Origin of the sequence: Actinomycetospora callitridis, from assembly GCF_028737265.1 — a bacterium.
Taxonomy (GTDB): domain Bacteria; phylum Actinomycetota; class Actinomycetes; order Mycobacteriales; family Pseudonocardiaceae; genus Actinomycetospora; species Actinomycetospora callitridis.
Map to the genome: position 1 here is coordinate 58,385 of NZ_JAQZAK010000001.1, position 17,303 is coordinate 75,687.

Below are 17,303 nucleotides of genomic sequence, written 5' to 3' on the forward strand. Positions count from 1 at the left end.
GGGCCTGACCATGTGTGTTGCTCCCCCCGAGGACCTGCCTGTGCAGGCAGACGTTCTCGACCATCGTCCCGCCGGCACAGGGCCGTACGGCTGAAACACGCGAGGGCCACTCGATGGGTCGTCCCTGGACCGGGTGGCCTCGCCCGCTACGTCATCGGTCGTCGATGCTCAGTACCCACGTGGCCCGCGTCGCGAACTCGAGGCCGTTCGGTCCCTGGCTGATGCGCGCGCCGTACTGCTGGACCTCGGCGCTCTCGAGCTGGTCCGCCGCGGCCGGCAGGACGAGCGTGAAGGTCGGGGTGGTGCCGGGCGCGAAGACCGGGCTGCGGCCCTGCTGGACCGCTCCGGTGGCGTCGCGGAACGTGAACGCGAGCTGCCACGGCGTGCTCGCGACCTCCTCGGGAACCGTCACGGTCAGCGGGGTGTTCGGCGGGACCCGCAGGACGCCGGCGGCCTCGGGGTCGGAGCCGCAGTCGGTGACCTGGATGTCGCAGAACTGGCTGGCGCCGACCTCCACGCGCGCCCCGCCCGCGCCGAAGACGACGTCGCCGGGGGAGGACGGCCCGGCGGTGGCGCGCACGACGAGGACGACCACCACCGCGACGACGACCAGCACCGCGAGCCCGATCAGCACCTGCGTGCGACGGGAGAGCGCCCTCACCGCCCCACCCCGTCCTCGGGGTCGCCCTCGGCTGCGCTCCGTCTCCGCGGCAGCATCGACGCACCCCGGCTGATCAGCACGGTCTGCACCGTACCGAGGGCCACCACGACCGCGATCACGGTGAACCCGATCCACCACGTCGGCGGCAGCAGCACGCCGAGCGCGCCGCCGAACACCCACGAGAGCTGCAGGATCGTCTCGGAGCGGCCGAACGCCGACGCCCGGCTCGCCTCGGGTACGTCGCGCTGGACGACGGCGTCCAGGCACACCTTGAGCAACGCACTCGTCGTCGCGGCGACGAGCGCGGCGACCGCGGCGGTGGTGAGCCCGGTGACCCACGCGGCGACGACGACGGCCGCGAGGGCGAGCACGAGGCTGACGATGATCAGGATCTGCGGGCGCTCGAAGCGTTGTCGCGCCCCGACGAAGTTGCCGAGGAACCCGCCCGCCCCGGCGGCGGCGCCGACCACGCCGAGCAGGATCAGCTGGTCGCCCGGCGCGCCCGGGGTCTCGTTCTTGACCACGAACGCCGAGAACAGCATGAGGAAGCCGGTGAGGCTGCGGATCGTGCCGTTCGCCCAGAGGGCGGTGACGACGTCGCGGCCCATCCGGGCGCGCCGGGGTTCGACGGGCTCGCGCCCGGGGATCGGCAGCAGCGTCGTCGGCACCTCACCCTCGGTGACCTCCACCCACGCCGGGATCCGCAGACAGAGCCACACCGCGGCGAGGCAGATCACCGCGGTGAGCCACGCGGCGCCGGGCGAGCCGAAGAGCCAGGCGATCCCGGCCGCGACCGCCCCGGCGACCCCGGACGCGACGAGCCCGAAGACAGTGAGCCGGGAGTTCGTGGTCACGAGGGTGATGCCGGGTGGGAGCACGCGCGGGGTCACGGCCGCCTTGAGCACGCCGAACGACTTCGACAGCACCATGATCCCGAGCGCCGCCGGATAGAGCACCCAGGTGTCCATCCACAGCGCGAGCACGACGGCGAGCACGCCCTGCCCGGCCGTCGAGACCGCCATCGCCGCGCGCCGGCCCTGCTGCAGCCGGTCGAGCGCCGGGCCGATGACCGGCGCGACGAGCGCGAACGGGGCGACGGTGATGAGCAGGTACAGCGCGACCTTGCCCTTGCTCTCGGCGCTGGCGGCCGAGAAGAACAGGGTGTTGGCCAGCGCGACGGCGAGCGCCGCGTCGGAGGCGTAGTTCGCCATCCACGCGTAGGTCAGGGCGGTGAGCCCGGAGCGGTCGGCGCCGTCGGCGGACGCGGCGCGGTGGAACGCCTGCGCGCCCCGCTGGGTCAGGCGCCGGGCCCGCCAGGCCGCGACCCGCGTGACCGTGATCTTGCGGGGACCGGGGTCGTCGTCGGGGCCCCCGTCGTCCGGCGGCCCGGCGGCGGTGTCGCGGGGATCCGGGCCGGTGCCGGGCTCCTCGGGGAACGGGCGGGTCTGGCGGGCCGTGGGGGGCAGCCGCCCGGGCCGGCGCGGCGGCGGGGGACCGTACGGATGGTGCCCGGACCCCGGCGGCGGGGTGGGCGGCGGCCGGTGGCGCGGGTCGTCGCCGGGCGGGCGCCGGAACGGTCCGGTCACGGGTCCATGATGACCGACCGGAGCGCCGACCGGGACACCCTCGGTGACCGTGGGGCGACCGGGCGTGGCGGGAGGGGGACGGGGTGGGGGCGGGTGGCCGGTCCCCGGCTCCTGCGTCCCGTCGGGCACCGCGACCCTCACCCTCGGCGGCGACACCCTGACCCACCGGTTCAGCCATCCCCGCCCGCCGGGCTGCGGAACCCCCGACAACGTCGCCCGCCTCTCGCGCACCGCCGGGTGACGGGCACAATCGACGACGTGGTCCCCGAGCTCGCCGACCCGACGTCCGCCACCGACACCCACGACACCGCCGATCCGGCGGAGACACCCGTGGCCGCCCACCTGGCCGCCGCGGGCGATCTCGCGCGCGTCGCGGCCGTCGAGACCGCCGACGGCGACGCCGCCCAGGTCGGGGAGGTCGTCGCGGTGCGCGGCGAGGACGTCCCCGACGCCGCGACCCACTACTTCGCGGCCGACAAGCCCGGGTACCGCGGCTGGTACTGGGCCGTCACCGTCGCCGGTCCCGAGGGCGACGTGAACGTCAGCGAGGTCGTCCTGCTGCCCGGGCCGGAGTCCGTGGTCGCGCCGAGCTGGGTGCCGTGGCACGAGCGGGTGCGCGCCGAGGACCTCGGCCCCGGCGACCTGCTGCCGGTCGAGGAGGACGACGAGCGCCTCGTCCCCGCCCACGCGGTGCTCGACGCCGACGACGAGGACCTCCCCGAGGACGAGGTCGTGCCCGGGCCCGGCGTCCGCGAGGTCGGCGACGAGCTCGGCATGGGCCGCCCCCGCGTGATGAGCCGCGAAGGACGCCTGGACGCGGCGGTGCGCTGGTCCGACGGCGACTTCGGGCCCGGGGCCGACATGGCCCGCGCGGCGTCGGCGCACTGCGGGACCTGCGGGTTCTACCTGCCCGTCGCCGGCTCGCTGCGCGCCGCGTTCGGGGTGTGCGGCAACGGCAACGTCCCGGCCGACGGCCACGTGGTGCACGCCGAGTACGGCTGCGGAGGGCACTCCGAGCTGCAGGTCGACAGCGGGTCGATCATCGCGGTCGCGGACCTCGTCTACGACGACGGCGTCGAGATGGACTCCGAGCCCGCCGGATCGCGCAGCTAGGCCGATGCCGACCGGGGACACGGACGCCCTGGGCGCCGACCCGTTCGACACCGCCTCGCTGCGGCGCGCGGTGCTCGACGCCTGGACCGCCTCCCCGGCGCGCTTCCGCGAGGACGCCAACGCGGAGGAGGACCTCCTGCGCGGGGGCTACCGCGACCGGTGGTTCGTCGAGCTGGCGCAGAACGCCGCCGACGCCGCCGAGCGCGCCGGGATCACGACGACCCTGCGGGTGCGGGCGGTCGACGGCGTCCTGCACGTCGCGAACGCGGGCGCACCGCTGGACGCCGACGGCGTCGCGGGCCTGGCCTCGCTGCGCGCGTCGGCCAAGCGCGGGTCCGGGGGTGTCGGGCGCTTCGGGGTCGGCTTCGCGGCGGTGACGGCGATCAGTGACGCGCCCCGGGTCGTGACCCGCGCCGGGGGCGTCGTCTTCGACCGCGCCCGCACGGCGCGCGCCGTCGCCGACACCGGCGCACCGGGCCTCGCCGACGAGCTGGCGCGACGGGACGGCGCGGCGCCGGCCCTGCGGCTGGTGTGGCCCACCGGACCCGGCGAGGCGGAGCTCCCGCCGGGCGCCGACACGGAGGTCCGGCTGCCGCTGCGCGCCGGTCTCGACGCCGACGACCTCGTGGCCGTCGCGGCGGCGCAGGCGCCCGATCTCCTGCTCGCCCTGCCCGCGCTGGCGGCGGTCGACCTGCCCGACGGGATCGTGCGACGCACCGAGGACGGCGACACGGTCCGCGTCGGCGCACGGCGGTGGCACGTCGTGCGCGCCGAGGGCGAGGTGCCGTCCGCGCTGCTCGCCGGCCTCGCCGTCGAGGACCGTGCCCGCACGGTCTGGCGGGCCACCTGGGCGCTGCCCGGGGACGGGGTGCTCGCCGGGCCCGAGCGCCCGGACGTCCTGCACGCGCCGACCCCCACCGACGAGCGGACCACGCTGCCGGCCCGGCTGCTGGCCACCGTGCCGCTCGATCCCGACCGCCGCCACGTGCGCGACGGCCCGGTCACCGAGCACGTCCTCGCCGCGGCTGCCGCGCGCTACCCCGACCTCGTGCGGGCCCGTCCCGCCGAGGAGCGCCCCGCCCTCGTCCCCGCCCCCGCGCTGCCCGCGTCGGCGGTCGACGCGACGCTGCGCGACGCGGTGCTCGACGCGCTGCGGACCGCGCCGTGGCTGCCGCCCGCGTCCGGCGCCGAGGACCTCCCGCCCGCCGGCGCGCAGGTCCTCGACCTCGACCCCGCGGGCCCGCCCGAGGTCCTCGCCGCGCTCGCGGAGCGGCTCGCGGACGTCCTGCCGGGGCTCGTCGACGCCCGCCTCGCCGCACCCCGGCACGCGGCCGCCCTGGCCGCGGTCGGCGTCGCCCGCGTGGGGCCGGCGGCGCTGGTGGACGCGCTCACCGGGCTGGACCGGCCGGTGCCGTGGTGGCGCGGCGTCCTCGCGGGCCTCGCCGCCCTGCCCGGGCTCACCGCACCCGGGACGCGCGCGGAGCTCGCGGGCCTGCCGGTGCCGCTGGCCGACGGCCGGGTGGTCGCGGGTGCGCGCGGCGTCCTGCTGACCGGCGGCGACGAGGCGCTCGCCGCCCGCCTCGCCGCGGCCGCGGTCCCCGGGCTGCGCGTGGCCGCACCCGGCCTCGACGACGACCCGGCGGGCCGCGAGCTGCTCGTGGCCCTCGGCGCGCGCCCCCTCGAGGGATCCGCGCTGCTCGCCGACCCGGCGCTGCGCGAGGCCGTCGACCGCTCCGTGGACGACGCGGAGGAGGGCCCCGAGGCCGACGGGCGGGCACGGCTCGACGCCCTCGCCGCGCTGGTGCTGGACCTGGTCGCCGACGGCCACGGCGAGCGGGACCTCGGTGCGCTGGCCCTGCGCGACACCGCGGGCGGGTACCGCCGCGCCGACGAGCTCGTCCTGCCCGAGGGCCTGCTGCGCGGGCTGGTCGACCCGGACGGCCCGCTCGGGGTGCTCGACCCGGCGGTCGCGGATGCGCACCCGCGCCACGCGCTGATCGCCGTCGGCGTGCTCGACGGGTTCGCCGTCCTGCGCGACGACGCCCCCGCCGGCCCGGACCACGACCTCGACGACGAGGAGACGTGGTGGGCCGAGGAGGTCGACCCCGCCGCCGACCACGGGGGCGACGGGCCCGACCCGGGACCGCTGGTCGCCGTCCGGGACCTCGAGCTCGTCGCCGACGACCGCTGGGACGCCGCGTGGCCGGTGCTCGCCGCCGACCGCGAGGTCCGCGAGGCCCTCGGCGGCGCCCGCCCCGTCGAGGCCGCGAGCGACCCCCGGCCCTGGCCGTACACGGCGTGGTGGCTCGGGCGTCACGGGCGCCTGGCCGGGCACCCGCCGACGGCCTGGCGCCTGCCCGGGGCCACCGCGGTGGAGGGCCTCTACGACCCGGTGCCCGACGACGTCGCGGCGCGCCTGGACCCGGCGTTCCTCGCCGCCGTCGGGGTGCGCACCGAGGCCCGGGTGCGGTGCGCCGAGGACGCGACCGACCTGCTCGCCCGCCTCGCCGACCCCGCCCGCACCGTGCCCCCGGCGCGCGCGGCCGCCGCGCACGCCGCGCTGGCCGAGGCCGTCGCCGCCGGCCGGGTCGCCGTCGCCGACGTGGACCCGCCGGACCGCGTCCGCACCGCCGACGGTGGTGTCCGCGACGCCGCCCCGGGACGCGCCGTGCCGCCCGCGGTCCTCGACCGCGCCCAGCTCGTCGCGGTGCTCCCGCCCGCGGCGCTCGTGCTGCCCGGCACGGGCGACCCGGCGGTGCTCGCCGACCTGCTCGACCTCGCGCCCGCCTCCGAGCGGGTGCGCGTGACGGTGCGCGAGGGTGGCCGCGCCGTGCCGTGGGAGCAGATGCCGGCGGCCGTCGCCTGGGCCGCGGCGCTGGCCCGCCCGCTGCCCGAGGGTGTGCTCGTGCTCCACGACCGGCTGCGCGTCCTCGTCGTCGACGACGACCGCGGCGGCGCCCCCGTCGAGTACACCCCGGCCGCGTGGGTCGACGATGCCGGCGTCGTGCACGCCGACGATCCGGTGCGCGGGCTGATCGCCGCGCTGTCGTCCTAGACGGCGGACCGGAGCTGTCCGCCCCTCTCGCGAGGATCGATCTCGTCAGCACAGCGACGAGGAGGACCCCGAGATGACGATCCTGGTGACGGGCGCGAGCGGCACGGTGGGCCGGACCCTGGTGACCCAGCTGCTCGCGGCGGGGCACGCGGTGCGCGCGCTCACCCGCGACCCCGAGCGCGCCGCGCTCCCGGCCGCCGCGGAGGTCGTGCGCGGCGACATCACGGACGCCGCGGGCTTCGCGCGTCTGCTCGACGGGGTCGAGGCCGCCCACCTGATCACCTTCGGCGGCGACGGCTACGCGGCGCTGGAGAACGGGCCGGAGATCGTGGCGGCGCTGCGTGGGGCGGGGGTCGGCCGGGTGAGCGTCCTCGGTGGCTGGGACACCAGCACGCTCGAGCCGGCCCTCGACGCGGCCGGTGTCCCGTGGGCGCTGCTCAGCCCCGTCGAGTTCATGGCCAACACGCTCGACCACGCCGACGCGATCCGCGCCGACGGCGAGGTCCGGGTCTACGACGGCGGGCGCACCAGCGCCGCGGTGCACGAGGCGGACATCGCCGCGGTCGCGCTCGCGGTGCTCACCGGCCCGGCGCCCACCGGACGCCGGTACGTGCTCACGGGCGGCGAGGCGGTGACGCTCGAGCAGAAGCTCGCCGCCGTGTCGGACGCGCTCGGGCGGCCCGTGACGCTCACCCGGCTCTCCGAGGAGCAGGCGCGCGCCGATCTCGTCGCCGCGGGCCTGCCGCCCGAGGCGGTCGAGTTCACGATCGCCCTGGAGAACGACCCGCCGCCGATCGGCTCGATCCCGGTGGACACCGTGCGGGAGGTGACGGGACGCCCGCCCCGCACGTTCGCGGACTGGGCCCGCGACCACGTCGACGCCTTCCGGGCCCACGCCCCGGTCTGACCCGGAGGTGAGGCGTCAGAACGTGACGCGGCGGACCTCCTCCGGGTGCAGGACGACGCGCACCTGGTCCTCGGCGAGGAGGCCGTCGAGGTCCGCGGCCCGGACCGGGTCGTCGAGGTCCCAGTAGCGCGCGGCCAGGCGGGCGGCGAGGTCGTGCGCCCCGTCGGTCTCGATCGTCGCGCGGCCGGCGACGGACACCCAGCGCTCCCGCTCGTCGGCCGGTGCGGCGACGATGAGCGCGGCCCGCGGGTCGCGCCGCAGGCGCCGGATCTTCAGGGTGTCCGGCCCGGTGAAGAGCTGGACGGTCCCGTCCGGGGTGGCCTCGAACCACACCGGCCGCGACGGTGGCGGTGCCGGCCCCGCGGCCGTGGTCAGGAAGCCGAGCAGGGGACGGGCGAGGAAGGTGAGGTCGTCGGGGGTCAGGTGCTCGTCGCTCGGTCCGTCACTCACCGTCCCCACGCCCCCGTGACGGCGGTGCGCAGGACGTAGTCCTCGAACGTCCGGGGCGCGCGGCCCAGGAGCCCGGCGAGCGCGTCGGTCGTCCCGGCGATGAGGCCCTGCTCCATGAGCACGAACATCTCGGCGACGTGGTGGGCGTCGTCCTCGCCCACGCCCTGCTCGACCAGCGCCGCGGCGTACTCGGCGGGCGAGATCTGCTTGTAGACCAGGGGGCGTCCGGTGGCCCGGGAGATCAGGTCGACGGCCTCGCCGAACGTGATCGAGCGCGGCCCCGTGAGCTCGTAGGTGCGCCCGCCGTGGCGTCCGGGCTCGGTGAGCACCGCGGCCGCAGCGTCGGCGACGTCCTCGAGGTCGACGAACGGCTCGCCCACGGGCCCGGCCGGGAGGGCCAGCTCGCCGGCGAGCAGCGGGGCGTGCCAGAGCTCCTCGTCGAAGTTCTGCGCGAAGTTGGCCGGGCGCAGCACGGTCCACTCCAGCGCCGAGCCGCGCACGGCGTCCTCGGCCGAGCGCATGTCGCGGCCGAACGGGGAGTCGCCCCACGTGTCGGCGCCGTGCCCGGAGAGCAGGACCAGGCGCCGGACGCCGGCGGCCTCGGCCCGCGCGACGAACTCGTGCACGGGCCCGGGCACGCCGGGTGGCACGACGTAGGCCGCCGTGACGCCTTGCAGAGCCCCGGACCAGCCCGCGGGGTCGGACCAGTCGAAGCGGGTCTCGCTGGAGCGCGAGGCGGCGCGCACCGGTACGCCGCGCAGTCGCAGGCGGGCGGCGACCCGCCGGCCGGTCTTGCCGGTGGCGCCGAGGACGAGGGTGGTGTCCGTGGTCATGGCGACGAGTCAACGCCGCGTCGGTGGACGTTTCCATAGGTGAAGCGCCCGATCGCCTGTGCGTTCGTCTAATCTGGCGGCGTGGACGCGTTCGGCGACATGATCCGCGGGGTGCGGGCGCAGGGCTCGCTGTTCGGTAGCTCGACCCTGACCCCGCCCTGGTCCCTGCACTTCGTGGACGGCGCCCCGCTGACGTTGTGCGCCGTCCTCGGGGGCGGGGGCTGGGTCGTCCCGGAGGGTGGTCACCCTCCCGAGCCGCTGCGCCCCGGCGACACCGTCATCGTGCGCGGGCCGGGGACGTTCACCTTCGTCGACGAGGTCGGCACCCGGGCGACGCCGGTCGCGTGCGGGGAGTCCTGTACGGCGCCCGAGGAGGGCGGCACGCGGCACCGGCGCGGATGGCACGACCCGGGCGACACCGGGGCCACCGACGCGACCACGCTCATCGTCGGCGCCTACCCGGTGCGCGGCGAGATCAGCCGGCGGCTGCTCGACGCCCTGCCGACCGTGCTGCGCGTCGACTCCGGGGGCGAGGGCGACCCCGTGCTGGAGCACCTCGCCGCCGAGGTCGCCACCGACACCCCCGGCCAGCAGGTGGTGCTCGACCGGCTCCTCGACTGGCTGCTCGTGTGCTCGATCCGCACGTGGTTCGACCGGCCCGGCGGCGAGCCCCCGGCCTGGTACGCCGCCCAGCGCGACCCGGTCGTCGGCGACGCCCTGCGCCTGCTGCACGCCGAGCCCGCCGCGGCGTGGACGGTCTCCTCGCTGGCCGGGCGCGCCGGCGTCTCGCGGGCCACGCTCGCGAAGCGCTTCGTCGACCTGGTGGGCGAGCCGCCGCTGACCTACCTCACCCGCTGGCGCATGACGCTCGCCGCCGACCGGCTGGTCGAGCAGGAGTCGGCGACGCTCACCGAGGTCGCCCACGCCGTCGGCTACTCCGACGCGTTCGGGTTCAGCGCGGCGTTCAAGCGGACCCGGGGCGTCAGCCCGAGCGAGTACCGGCGCCGCGCAGGGGCTCCGGGCCCCGCGACCACTACCGCCACTACAGTTTCTGGGCGCCCTTGACCCCACGGCGCAGCGCGCGGCGCTGCAGGGCGAGCACGGCGAGCCCCACCACGCCGAGCCCCACGCCGACGAGCGTCGCGGCGAACCACACGTCGAGGGGCCGCACGCCCGTGGCGGCCAGGACGCCGAGCACGACGGCGACCGCCGCCCAGACCGCCGAGCCCGCGAGGATCACGGGCACGGGGTCGGTCAGCCGCTTCGGCAGGGGCGGCGGCTCGGCGTGCAGGTCGAACCGGTTCACCCGAGGAACCCTACGTGAGTGATGTTCCCGGCGATCGAGCCGTGAAGATCACGCACATAAGGATGATGTGATCCGGCTAGCCTGCCCGCCGTGCTGCAGCGCTACTTCCGCCTCAACGAGCGCGGGACCTCCGTCTCCCAGGAGGTCCGCGGTGGGCTCGTCACGTTCGTGACGATGGCCTACATCGTGGTCCTCAACCCGCTGATCCTCGGCAGCCTCGATCCCTCGAGTCCGTCGGCGAAGCGCGACGTGCTCGGGATGACGCTCTCGGTGCCGCAGGTCGCCGCGGTGACGGCGCTCGTCGCGGGCGTCATGACGATCGTCTTCGGTCTCGTCACCAACTTCCCGTTCGCGATGGCCACCGGTCTGGGCATCAACACACTCGTCGCGGTGACGATCGCCCCGCAGGTCACGTGGCCCGAGGCGATGGGCCTCGTCGTGGTCAACGGTGTGATCATCGTGATCCTCGGTCTCACCGGGTTCCGCACGGCGGTGTTCAACGCCATCCCCGATCCGCTCAAGATCGCGATCGCGGCGGGGATCGGCGCGTTCATCGCCTTCATCGGGTTCGTCGACGCCGGGTTCGTGCGCCGCCTGCCGGACGCCGCGAACACGACCGTGCCCGTCGGGCTCGGCATCGAGGGCTCGATCGCCTCCTGGCCCACCGCGGTGTTCTGCTTCGGGCTGCTGCTCACCGGCGTGCTGGTCGCCCGCGGGGTGCGCGCGGGGATCCTCATCGGGGTGCTCGCCACGACCGTGCTGGCGATCGTGGTCGAGGCGATCGTCGCCGTCGGCCCGTCCAACGGCACGAACCCGAAGGGCTGGAACCTCGGCTACCCCGGGCTGCCCGAGTCGATCGTCTCGCTGCCCGACCTCTCGCTCGTCGGCGACGTCTCGCTCGGCGCGTTCGCCCGGCTGCCCGCGCTGGCGGTCACGCTGCTCGTCTTCACGCTCGTGCTCGCCAACTTCTTCGACGCGATGGGCACGATGACCGGGCTCGGCCGCCAGGCGGGGCTGCTCGACGACCGCGGCCAGCTGCCGAACATCGGCCGCGCGCTCGTCGTCGAGGGTGCCGGCGCGGTCGCCGGCGGCGCGGCGTCGTCGAGCTCCAACACCGTGTTCGTGGAGTCCGCGTCGGGCATCGCCGAGGGGGCCCGCACCGGGCTCGCCAACGTCGTCACCGGCCTGCTCTTCCTGGCCGCGATGTTCTTCACCCCGCTCTACGAGGTGGTCCCGGTCGAGGCGGCCGCGCCGGCGCTCGTCATCGTCGGCGCCCTGATGATCGGCGGCGTCCGCGACATCGAGTGGTCGGACTTCTCGGTGGCGCTCCCGGTGTTCCTGACGATCGTCGTCATGCCGTTCACCTACTCGATCGCCAACGGCATCGGCGCCGGGTTCATCAGCTGGGTGCTGCTGCGCACCGCGACCGGCCGCGTCCGCGAGATCCACCCGCTGATGTGGGTCGTCGCCGTCGCCTTCGTCCTCTACTTCGCGGTCACACCGTTGCGGGTGCTGTTCGGCCTGTGAGGTACTCGGTCCCGTGATCGAGCCCTACCAGGTGGTCGGCCTGATCCCGACGATGCGCGGGATCCGGTACCGGGACGAGATCAAGCACAACCTCGAGCACCTCGAGCACCTGGCGAAGGCGGCGTCGTGGCTCTCGGCGATGGCGCTGCCGGTCCGCCTGATCACCATCCCGGAAGGCGCGCTGCAGGGCTTCAACGACGAGGTGCTCGATCACGACCACGAGTGGTTCGCGCGCGAGTGCGCGATCGACATCCCGGGTCCGGAGACCGACGCGCTCGGTCGCATGGCGGCCACCTACGACGCCTACGTGATGGCGACCGCGAAGGCGCGGCACCCCGAGTTCCCCGGCCGGTTCTTCAACGTCGGGTTCGCGATCTCCCCGCAGCAGGAGATCGTGCTCGTCCACCACAAGGTCACGCCGCTGCAGCCCGTCGAGCACTCGGTGACCCCGCACAACGTGTGGGACCGGTGGGTGGAGCTCTACGGCGACGGCCTGGACGCCTTCTACCCGGTCGCCGACACCGAGATCGGGCGCCTCGGGATCATGATGGCCAACGAGGCGTCCTACCCGGAGAACGCGCGCGGCCTGGCGATGAACGGCTGCGAGGTGGCCTACCGCGGCCCGTACCCGCACCCGCACGCCGGCAACGGCTTCTACGAGATCCAGAACAGGGCGCGGGCGCTGGACAACAACATGTACGTCGTCGCCAACCAGGTCGGCACGTACTACCTGTACACGGACTCCGACGTCCCGATCGACACCTTCGGCTCGCCCAGCATGATCTGCGACTACCGGGGCTCCGTGGTCGGCGAGGTCGGGTACGCGGGCCACTCCACCTACGTGGCGGGCACCGTCGACATCGGGGCGCTGCGGGACTTCCGGGCGCGCGCCCAGTTCGGCAACTGGCTCAAGGACCTCACGACCGAGCAGTACCAGGCGATCTACCGGGACCCGATCTACCCGAAGAACCTCTACCTCGACCGCGCGCCCTACGACCACGCGGAGTACCGCCGCGAGGTGACCGAGAAGCAGATCGAGCTCCTGCACTCCCGCGACGTGTGGCGCCGTCCCGACCGGTCCTGATCGCGTCACCGGGGTGTGACCGGTACCCGGCTCCGGTTGACAGGTCCCCGCGGTACCGGAAGCGTCGGGCGCGATGGGTTGGACACCACTGACGCGCCGTCGGCACGTCGACCACGGGAAGCTCGCGACCACACTCTGTCGCTGAGCTCCGTTCTTCCTCCCCCGATCTCCTGCGCGGTCCTCCCGCGCGCCCCCACCCCTCTTCGAGGAGGCACACAGCCGTGTCCGTCGGCATCCCCACCCAGCCGCTCAAGTTCGCCTACTGGGTCCCCAACGTCTCGGGCGGGCTGGTCACCAGCGGCATCGAGCAGCGCACCGACTGGAACTGGGACTACAACCGCGAGACCGCGATCGCCGCCGAGAACAACGGCTTCGAGTACGCGCTCTCGCAGGTCCGGTACATGGCGAGCTACTCCGCCGAGTACCAGCACGAGTCCACGTCGCTGTCGCTGGCGATCATGATGGCCACCGAGCGCCTCAAGGTCATGGCCGCCGTGCACCCGGGGATGTGGCATCCCGGTGTCTTCGCCAACTTCGGGGCCACCGCCGACCACCTGACGGGCGGCCGCTTCGCCACGAACGTCGTCTCGGGCTGGTTCAAGGGCGAGTTCACCGCCTTCGGCGAGCCGTGGCTCGAGCACGACGAGCGCTACCGGCGCACCGAGGAGTTCATCTCCTGCCTCAAGGGCATCTGGGAGCAGGACCACTTCGAGTTCAAGGGCGACTTCTACCGCTTCCACGACTACTCGCTGAAGCCCAAGCCCCTGAACACCCCGGAGCGCCCGCACCCGGAGATCTTCCAGGGCGGCAACTCCACGGCGGCGCAGAAGATGGCCGGCCGCGTGTCGGACTTCTACTTCTCCAACGGCAAGGACTTCGACGGCGTCACCGAGCAGCTCGACGTCATCAACGCGACCGCGGCCGAGCACGACCGCACCGTGAAGTTCGGGCTCAACGGCTTCATGATCGTCCGGGACACCGAGAAGGAGGCCCGCGACACCCTGCGCGAGATCGTCGACAAGGCGAACGTCGAGCAGGTCGAGGGCTTCCGGCAGGCCGTGCAGCAGGCCGGCGCGTCGGCGTCGGACAAGAAGGGCATGTGGGCGGACTCCTCGTTCGAGGACCTCGTCCAGTACAACGACGGCTTCAAGACCCAGCTGATCGGCACCGCCGAGCAGGTCGCCGAGCGCCTCGTCGAGTACAAGAAGCTCGGCGTCGACCTCTCCCTGCTGTGCTTCCTGCACGTCAAGGAGGAGATCGAGCAGTTCGGCCAGAAGGTGCTACCGATCATCCGCGAGATGGAGGCCGAGCTCCCCGACGCCGAGCCGGCGCCGGCGCTCGCCCAGGCCTGACCGCGCCTGTGATCGGGTTCGTGGCGATGGCCACGAAACCCGACCACCTGGCCGGAACCTCGGGGTGGCGCCCCGAGGCGGAGGACGGGCGCGGGGGTCGACCCTCGGTGCCATGACGACCATCGGGGCGGTCAGCGCGCCGCCGGACTTCCTCGCGATCCTCGACCGCGTCGCCGTGGCGCTCGACGCGATCGTCGCCGGCGACCCGGGGCCGTACGCCGCGCTCTGGGCCGACATCGACGACGTGACCCTCTACGGCGCCTGGGGCACGACCGAGCGGGGCCACGAGCGGGTCACCCGCACGTTCACGTGGGTGGCCTCCCGCTTCAGCGACGGCACGATGGAGCCGCCCGAGTACACCGTGGTCGTGGTCAGCGGCGGCCTCGGCCTCACGGTCGGCGTCGAGCGCGGCGTCGCGCGGGTGGACGGGGGCCCGCTCCAGCCGATCACCCTGCGGGTCACGCACGGGTTCCGGCTCCTCGACGGGCGCTGGTGGCTCACCCACCGGCACGCCGACCACCCGCCGGTCGACCAGCGGACCCTCTAGGGCAGGCGCGCGGCGAGCTCGTCCCGCCCGGTCACGCCGAGCTTGCGGTACGCGTGCCCGAGGTGGGTCTCGACGGTCTTGGTGGTGACGAACAGGGCCTGGGCGACGTCGCGGTTCGAGAGCCCGTCGGCGGCGAGCTCGGCCACCCGCCGCTCGCTGGCGGTGAGCGCGTCGGCCCCGCTCACGGCCATCCGCCGCGGCCGGGCGCCCGCGGCGCGCAGCTCCGCGCCGGCGCGTTCGACGAGGGCCTCGGCGCCGCAGCGCCGGGCGAGGTCCTGGCCTGCGGCGAGCTCGGTGCGCGCGTCGACACGGTGGTTGGCGCGCCGCAGGGCGGCGCCCAGGTCGACCCGCGACCGCGCGAGCTCGAGGCGCGCCGGCGTGGGCTCGAGCAGCACCACCGCCTCGCGCAGCGGCGCGGTCGTCCCGCTCACCAGGCCGCGGACCCGCAGGGCGATGCCGAGCGCGCGCGGGGCGGCGAAGCGCCGCGCGACGCGGACGGCCTCGTCGGCGGCGGCGACCGCCTCCGCCTCGCGGCCGAGCCGGTGCAGGGCCGAGGCCACGCCCGCCTGCCAGGGCAGCACGCCGGGATGGTGGATGCCGCGGTGGGCGAGGCGCTCGCCGCAGGCGACGAAGTCGTCGACGGCCTCGGCCGCGCGCCCCAGCGCCAGGTGCACCCGCCCGCGGGCGGCGAGCAGGTACGCCGTGCTGCCGCGTACCCCGCTCGCTGCGAGGGCGGCGTGCGCCTCGGCGGCCAGGCCCCGCTCGACGAGGACGATCAGCAGCCAGGCGACGGTGTAGCGGCGCGCGGAGTGGGTCTCGTGCTCGACGGCGAGCGCGTCGGCGAGGCGCGCGTCGGCCTCCGCCTCGACGAGCTCGCCCTGCAGGTACCGGGTCTGGGCGCGCAGGACGGACGCCCCGATGAAGTCGTAGCTCGACCCGCGACGCCGCGCACCGGCGAGGATCGACTCGGCGCACGCCCGGACCGGCGCGAGGTGGTCGATCGCGACCAGCACCATCGTCGCCGGCAGGATCACCCCCGGGTCCGGCGTGTGCTCGCGCAGCGTCGCGGCCAGCGCCTCGTGGGCGAGGTCGACGGCGCTCGCGTCGGTGTCGGTCTGCAGCGCCTCGAGGGCGGTCGTCGCGAGCAGGGCTGGACCACCGCGGCGGGGGAGACGCCCGTCGCGGCGCAGCGCGCGGGTGAGCTCGGCGGCCGCGGCGCGACGCGCGGGGTCCCGGCGGGCGAGCCCCACGGTCGCGGCGGCCAGCTCGGTGGCCAGGTCACTGCCGTCGTCGACCCCGGCCCGGGCCTCGTCGAGCACGGCCAGCGCGCGCTCGAACGCCAGGGTGACGCTCAGGGCGTGGGCGAGCTCCAGGGCGATCAGCCCGCGCCGGTACGGGTGCACGGCGGCGGCGAAGGCCTCCTCGAGCAGCGCCACGCCCTCGCGGTAGGACACCCGGGCGGTCGCGGCCCCCAGCTCGTGCAGCACCGCGGGCCGCTCCGGGGCCGGCGGGGGCTCGGCGACGGCGCGCCGCAGGTAGGTCATCGCGGTCTCGGGGACGCCCTTCGCGAGCGCGGCACGCCCCGCGTCCCGCAGCCGGGCGACCACGGCGGGATCGCCGAGCGCCTCGGTGTGCAGCAGGTGCGCGGCCACGAGCTCGGCCCCGGCGCCGTCGGCGGCCAGGGCGTCCGCCGCGCGGCGGTGCCCGCGGTGGCGCTCGGCGGGGTCGGTGCCGTCGGCCACGGCCTGCGCGAACAGGGAGTGCGCGAACGTCAGCGGGCGGCCCGGGTGCAGCAGCTGCGCCCCGACCAGGGTCTGCGCCCCCCGGGCGACGACGGCCGGGTCGAGCCCGCTCACGGCCACCACGTGGCGCAGCTCGGCGCGCCCGTCGAGCAGCGCGACGGCCCGCGCGACCGTCGCGGCCTCGGTACCGGCCTCGCGCAGCCGGCGCGCCACGAACGTCGCCACCACGGCCGGCGCGAGCGCGGCGACCGTCTCGACACCCGCCCGGTCGGCGTCGCCGCCGGCCTCGGCGACGGCCGCGAGCAGGGCGTGGACCAGCAGCGGGTTGCCGCCGGTGACCTCGTGGCACGCGGCGGTGAAGGACGGGTCCGGCGACCCGGGGAACCGGCACCCGACCAGCGCCTCGGTCCCGTCGCGGCTCAGGGGGGCCGGGCGCAGGACGGTGGTCGACTCGGCCTCGCGCAGGGCGTCGACCAGCGGCGACGCGGTGTGCACGGCGGGCGGCTGGGCGCCCAGCACGATCGCCACCCCGAGCTCGGACACCCGGCGCGCGAGGTAGGCGATCGCCCGCAGCGAGGCCGCGTCCGCGACGTGCGCGTCGTCCACGACCAGCAGCACCGGCCCGGCGTCGGCGAGGTTCGCGGTGAGCCAGTAGAGGCCGTGCAGGGCGCTCCCGGCGTCGGTGTCGCCGTCCGGCCCGCCGCCCCGCGGGGTCGCGGGCCCGGAGGAGACCACCGGCGCGGCGAGGCGGGCGGCGCCGGCGAGCAGCCCGGGCCTGCGGGCCACGAGCCCTTCGAACAGGCCGCGGACCACGCCGAACGCGAAGTCGCGCTCCAGGCGGGCGGCGCGCGCCGCGAGGACGGTCATTCCGAGGGCGGCGGCGCGCTCCCGGGCGGCGTCGAGCAGCCGGGTCTTGCCGATGCCGGCCGGGCCCTCCACCCAGACCAGGCCGCCGCGCTCCGAGGCCGCCGCGCGCAGGACGTCCGAGAGCACGGCCAGCTCGTGGTCGCGCTCGAGGACGCCCTCTCCGGTCCTCGTCGCCGCGCGCGTCATGGGCGACTCTCCGTCGCAGTCATCGGCCACCGCCGTCCCCGGGGGGAACGACGCTAGGGGCCCCCGCGACCGGCCACCATCGGGAGA

15 protein-coding genes are annotated in these 17,303 nt (G+C 75.8%); 9 read left to right on the plus strand and 6 right to left on the minus strand.

All coding sequences use genetic code 11. The features are described from left to right. Positions 1 to 151 precede the first annotated feature (151 nt). Both PH191_RS00275 and PH191_RS00280 read right to left on the minus strand, forming a co-directional pair. The gene (locus tag PH191_RS00275) at positions 152 to 661 is read right to left on the minus strand and encodes a DUF2771 family protein (protein ID WP_274192628.1); all 510 of its coding nucleotides are present in this window, start codon (positions 659 to 661) and stop codon (positions 152 to 154) included. Then, positions 658 to 2,247 (minus strand): MFS transporter, encoded by a 1,590-nt coding sequence (locus tag PH191_RS00280; RefSeq protein WP_274192629.1) that lies wholly within the window; start codon positions 2,245 to 2,247, stop codon positions 658 to 660. The genes PH191_RS00275 and PH191_RS00280 overlap by 4 nt, the downstream gene beginning before the upstream one ends. Positions 2,248 to 2,296: 49 nt before the next feature. Between PH191_RS00280 and PH191_RS00285 the strand changes: the two genes are divergently transcribed. The 4 genes from PH191_RS00285 to PH191_RS00300 all read left to right on the plus strand — a co-directional run bounded on the left by PH191_RS00285 (position 2,297) and on the right by PH191_RS00300 (position 7,322). Beyond that, entirely contained in the window at positions 2,297 to 2,488 is a 192-nt protein-coding gene (locus tag PH191_RS00285) for a hypothetical protein (protein WP_274192630.1), read from the plus strand. Between the two features lie 17 nt (positions 2,489 to 2,505). Then, positions 2,506 to 3,360 carry a DUF3027 domain-containing protein gene (locus tag PH191_RS00290; RefSeq protein ID WP_420791731.1) on the plus strand — a complete coding sequence of 285 codons (855 nt, stop codon included), beginning with the start codon at positions 2,506 to 2,508 and terminating at the stop codon, positions 3,358 to 3,360. A gap of 4 nt (positions 3,361 to 3,364) precedes the next feature. Beyond that, on the plus strand, positions 3,365 to 6,415 hold the full coding sequence (locus PH191_RS00295) for a sacsin N-terminal ATP-binding-like domain-containing protein (protein WP_274192631.1): 3,051 nt from the start codon (positions 3,365 to 3,367) through the stop codon (positions 6,413 to 6,415). A 73-nt stretch (positions 6,416 to 6,488) separates the two neighbouring features. Beyond that, a complete protein-coding gene (locus PH191_RS00300; RefSeq protein ID WP_274192632.1) occupies positions 6,489 to 7,322 on the plus strand; it encodes an NmrA family NAD(P)-binding protein in 834 nt (277 codons plus the stop codon). Positions 7,323 to 7,337: 15 nt separating this feature from the next. Here PH191_RS00300 and PH191_RS00305 read toward each other — a convergent pair whose 3' ends face one another. Further along, a complete protein-coding gene (locus tag PH191_RS00305) occupies positions 7,338 to 7,772 on the minus strand; it encodes a pyridoxamine 5'-phosphate oxidase family protein (RefSeq protein WP_274192633.1) in 435 nt (144 codons plus the stop codon). Beyond that, positions 7,769 to 8,605: an NAD(P)H-binding protein gene (locus tag PH191_RS00310; RefSeq protein WP_274192634.1), complete on the minus strand. Its 837-nt coding sequence runs from the start codon at positions 8,603 to 8,605 to the stop codon at positions 7,769 to 7,771. The genes PH191_RS00305 and PH191_RS00310 overlap by 4 nt, the downstream gene beginning before the upstream one ends. Positions 8,606 to 8,686: 81 nt before the next feature. On the opposite strand from PH191_RS00310, the gene PH191_RS00315 reads away from it, so the two are divergent. Continuing rightward, positions 8,687 to 9,670, plus strand: a complete 984-nt coding sequence (locus tag PH191_RS00315) for an AraC family transcriptional regulator (RefSeq protein WP_274192635.1) — start codon at positions 8,687 to 8,689, stop codon at positions 9,668 to 9,670. Here the strand turns inward: PH191_RS00315 and PH191_RS00320 are convergent. After that, the gene (locus PH191_RS00320; protein ID WP_274192636.1) at positions 9,648 to 9,911 is read right to left on the minus strand and encodes a DUF2530 domain-containing protein; all 264 of its coding nucleotides are present in this window, start codon (positions 9,909 to 9,911) and stop codon (positions 9,648 to 9,650) included. The genes PH191_RS00315 and PH191_RS00320 overlap by 23 nt on opposite strands. An 81-nt stretch (positions 9,912 to 9,992) precedes the next feature. Here PH191_RS00320 and PH191_RS00325 point away from each other — a divergent pair, with 81 nt between their 5' ends. From PH191_RS00325 to PH191_RS00340, 4 genes are all read left to right on the plus strand, one after another. Beyond that, positions 9,993 to 11,438, plus strand: coding sequence for an NCS2 family permease (locus PH191_RS00325; RefSeq protein ID WP_274193645.1), 1,446 nt, complete (start codon positions 9,993 to 9,995; stop codon positions 11,436 to 11,438). A 13-nt stretch (positions 11,439 to 11,451) separates the two neighbouring features. Continuing rightward, positions 11,452 to 12,522: a nitrilase-related carbon-nitrogen hydrolase gene (locus PH191_RS00330; RefSeq protein WP_274192637.1), complete on the plus strand. Its 1,071-nt coding sequence runs from the start codon at positions 11,452 to 11,454 to the stop codon at positions 12,520 to 12,522. Positions 12,523 to 12,743: 221 nt separating this feature from the next. Further along, the gene (gene sfnG, locus PH191_RS00335; RefSeq protein ID WP_274192638.1) at positions 12,744 to 13,874 is read left to right on the plus strand and encodes a dimethylsulfone monooxygenase SfnG; all 1,131 of its coding nucleotides are present in this window, start codon (positions 12,744 to 12,746) and stop codon (positions 13,872 to 13,874) included. A 112-nt stretch (positions 13,875 to 13,986) separates the two neighbouring features. Further along, a complete protein-coding gene (locus PH191_RS00340; protein ID WP_274192639.1) occupies positions 13,987 to 14,421 on the plus strand; it encodes a YybH family protein in 435 nt (144 codons plus the stop codon). Here the strand turns inward: PH191_RS00340 and PH191_RS00345 are convergent. Then, positions 14,418 to 17,216 (minus strand): ATP-binding protein, encoded by a 2,799-nt coding sequence (locus tag PH191_RS00345; protein WP_274192640.1) that lies wholly within the window; start codon positions 17,214 to 17,216, stop codon positions 14,418 to 14,420. The genes PH191_RS00340 and PH191_RS00345 overlap by 4 nt on opposite strands. Positions 17,217 to 17,303: the final 87 nt, after the last annotated feature.

What these genes read in the sequence shown, in the direction of transcription:
- PH191_RS00310 (WP_274192634.1), bottom strand. Translation starts at nt 8,605, where the DNA reads ATGACCACGGACACCACCCTCGTCCTCGGCGCCACCGGCAAGACCGGC.
- PH191_RS00295 (WP_274192631.1), top strand. Translation starts at nt 3,365, where the DNA reads ATGCCGACCGGGGACACGGACGCCCTGGGCGCCGACCCGTTCGACACC.
- PH191_RS00300 (WP_274192632.1), top strand. Translation starts at nt 6,489, where the DNA reads ATGACGATCCTGGTGACGGGCGCGAGCGGCACGGTGGGCCGGACCCTG.
- PH191_RS00340 (WP_274192639.1), top strand. Translation starts at nt 13,987, where the DNA reads ATGACGACCATCGGGGCGGTCAGCGCGCCGCCGGACTTCCTCGCGATC.
- PH191_RS00345 (WP_274192640.1), bottom strand. Translation starts at nt 17,216, where the DNA reads ATGACGCGCGCGGCGACGAGGACCGGAGAGGGCGTCCTCGAGCGCGAC.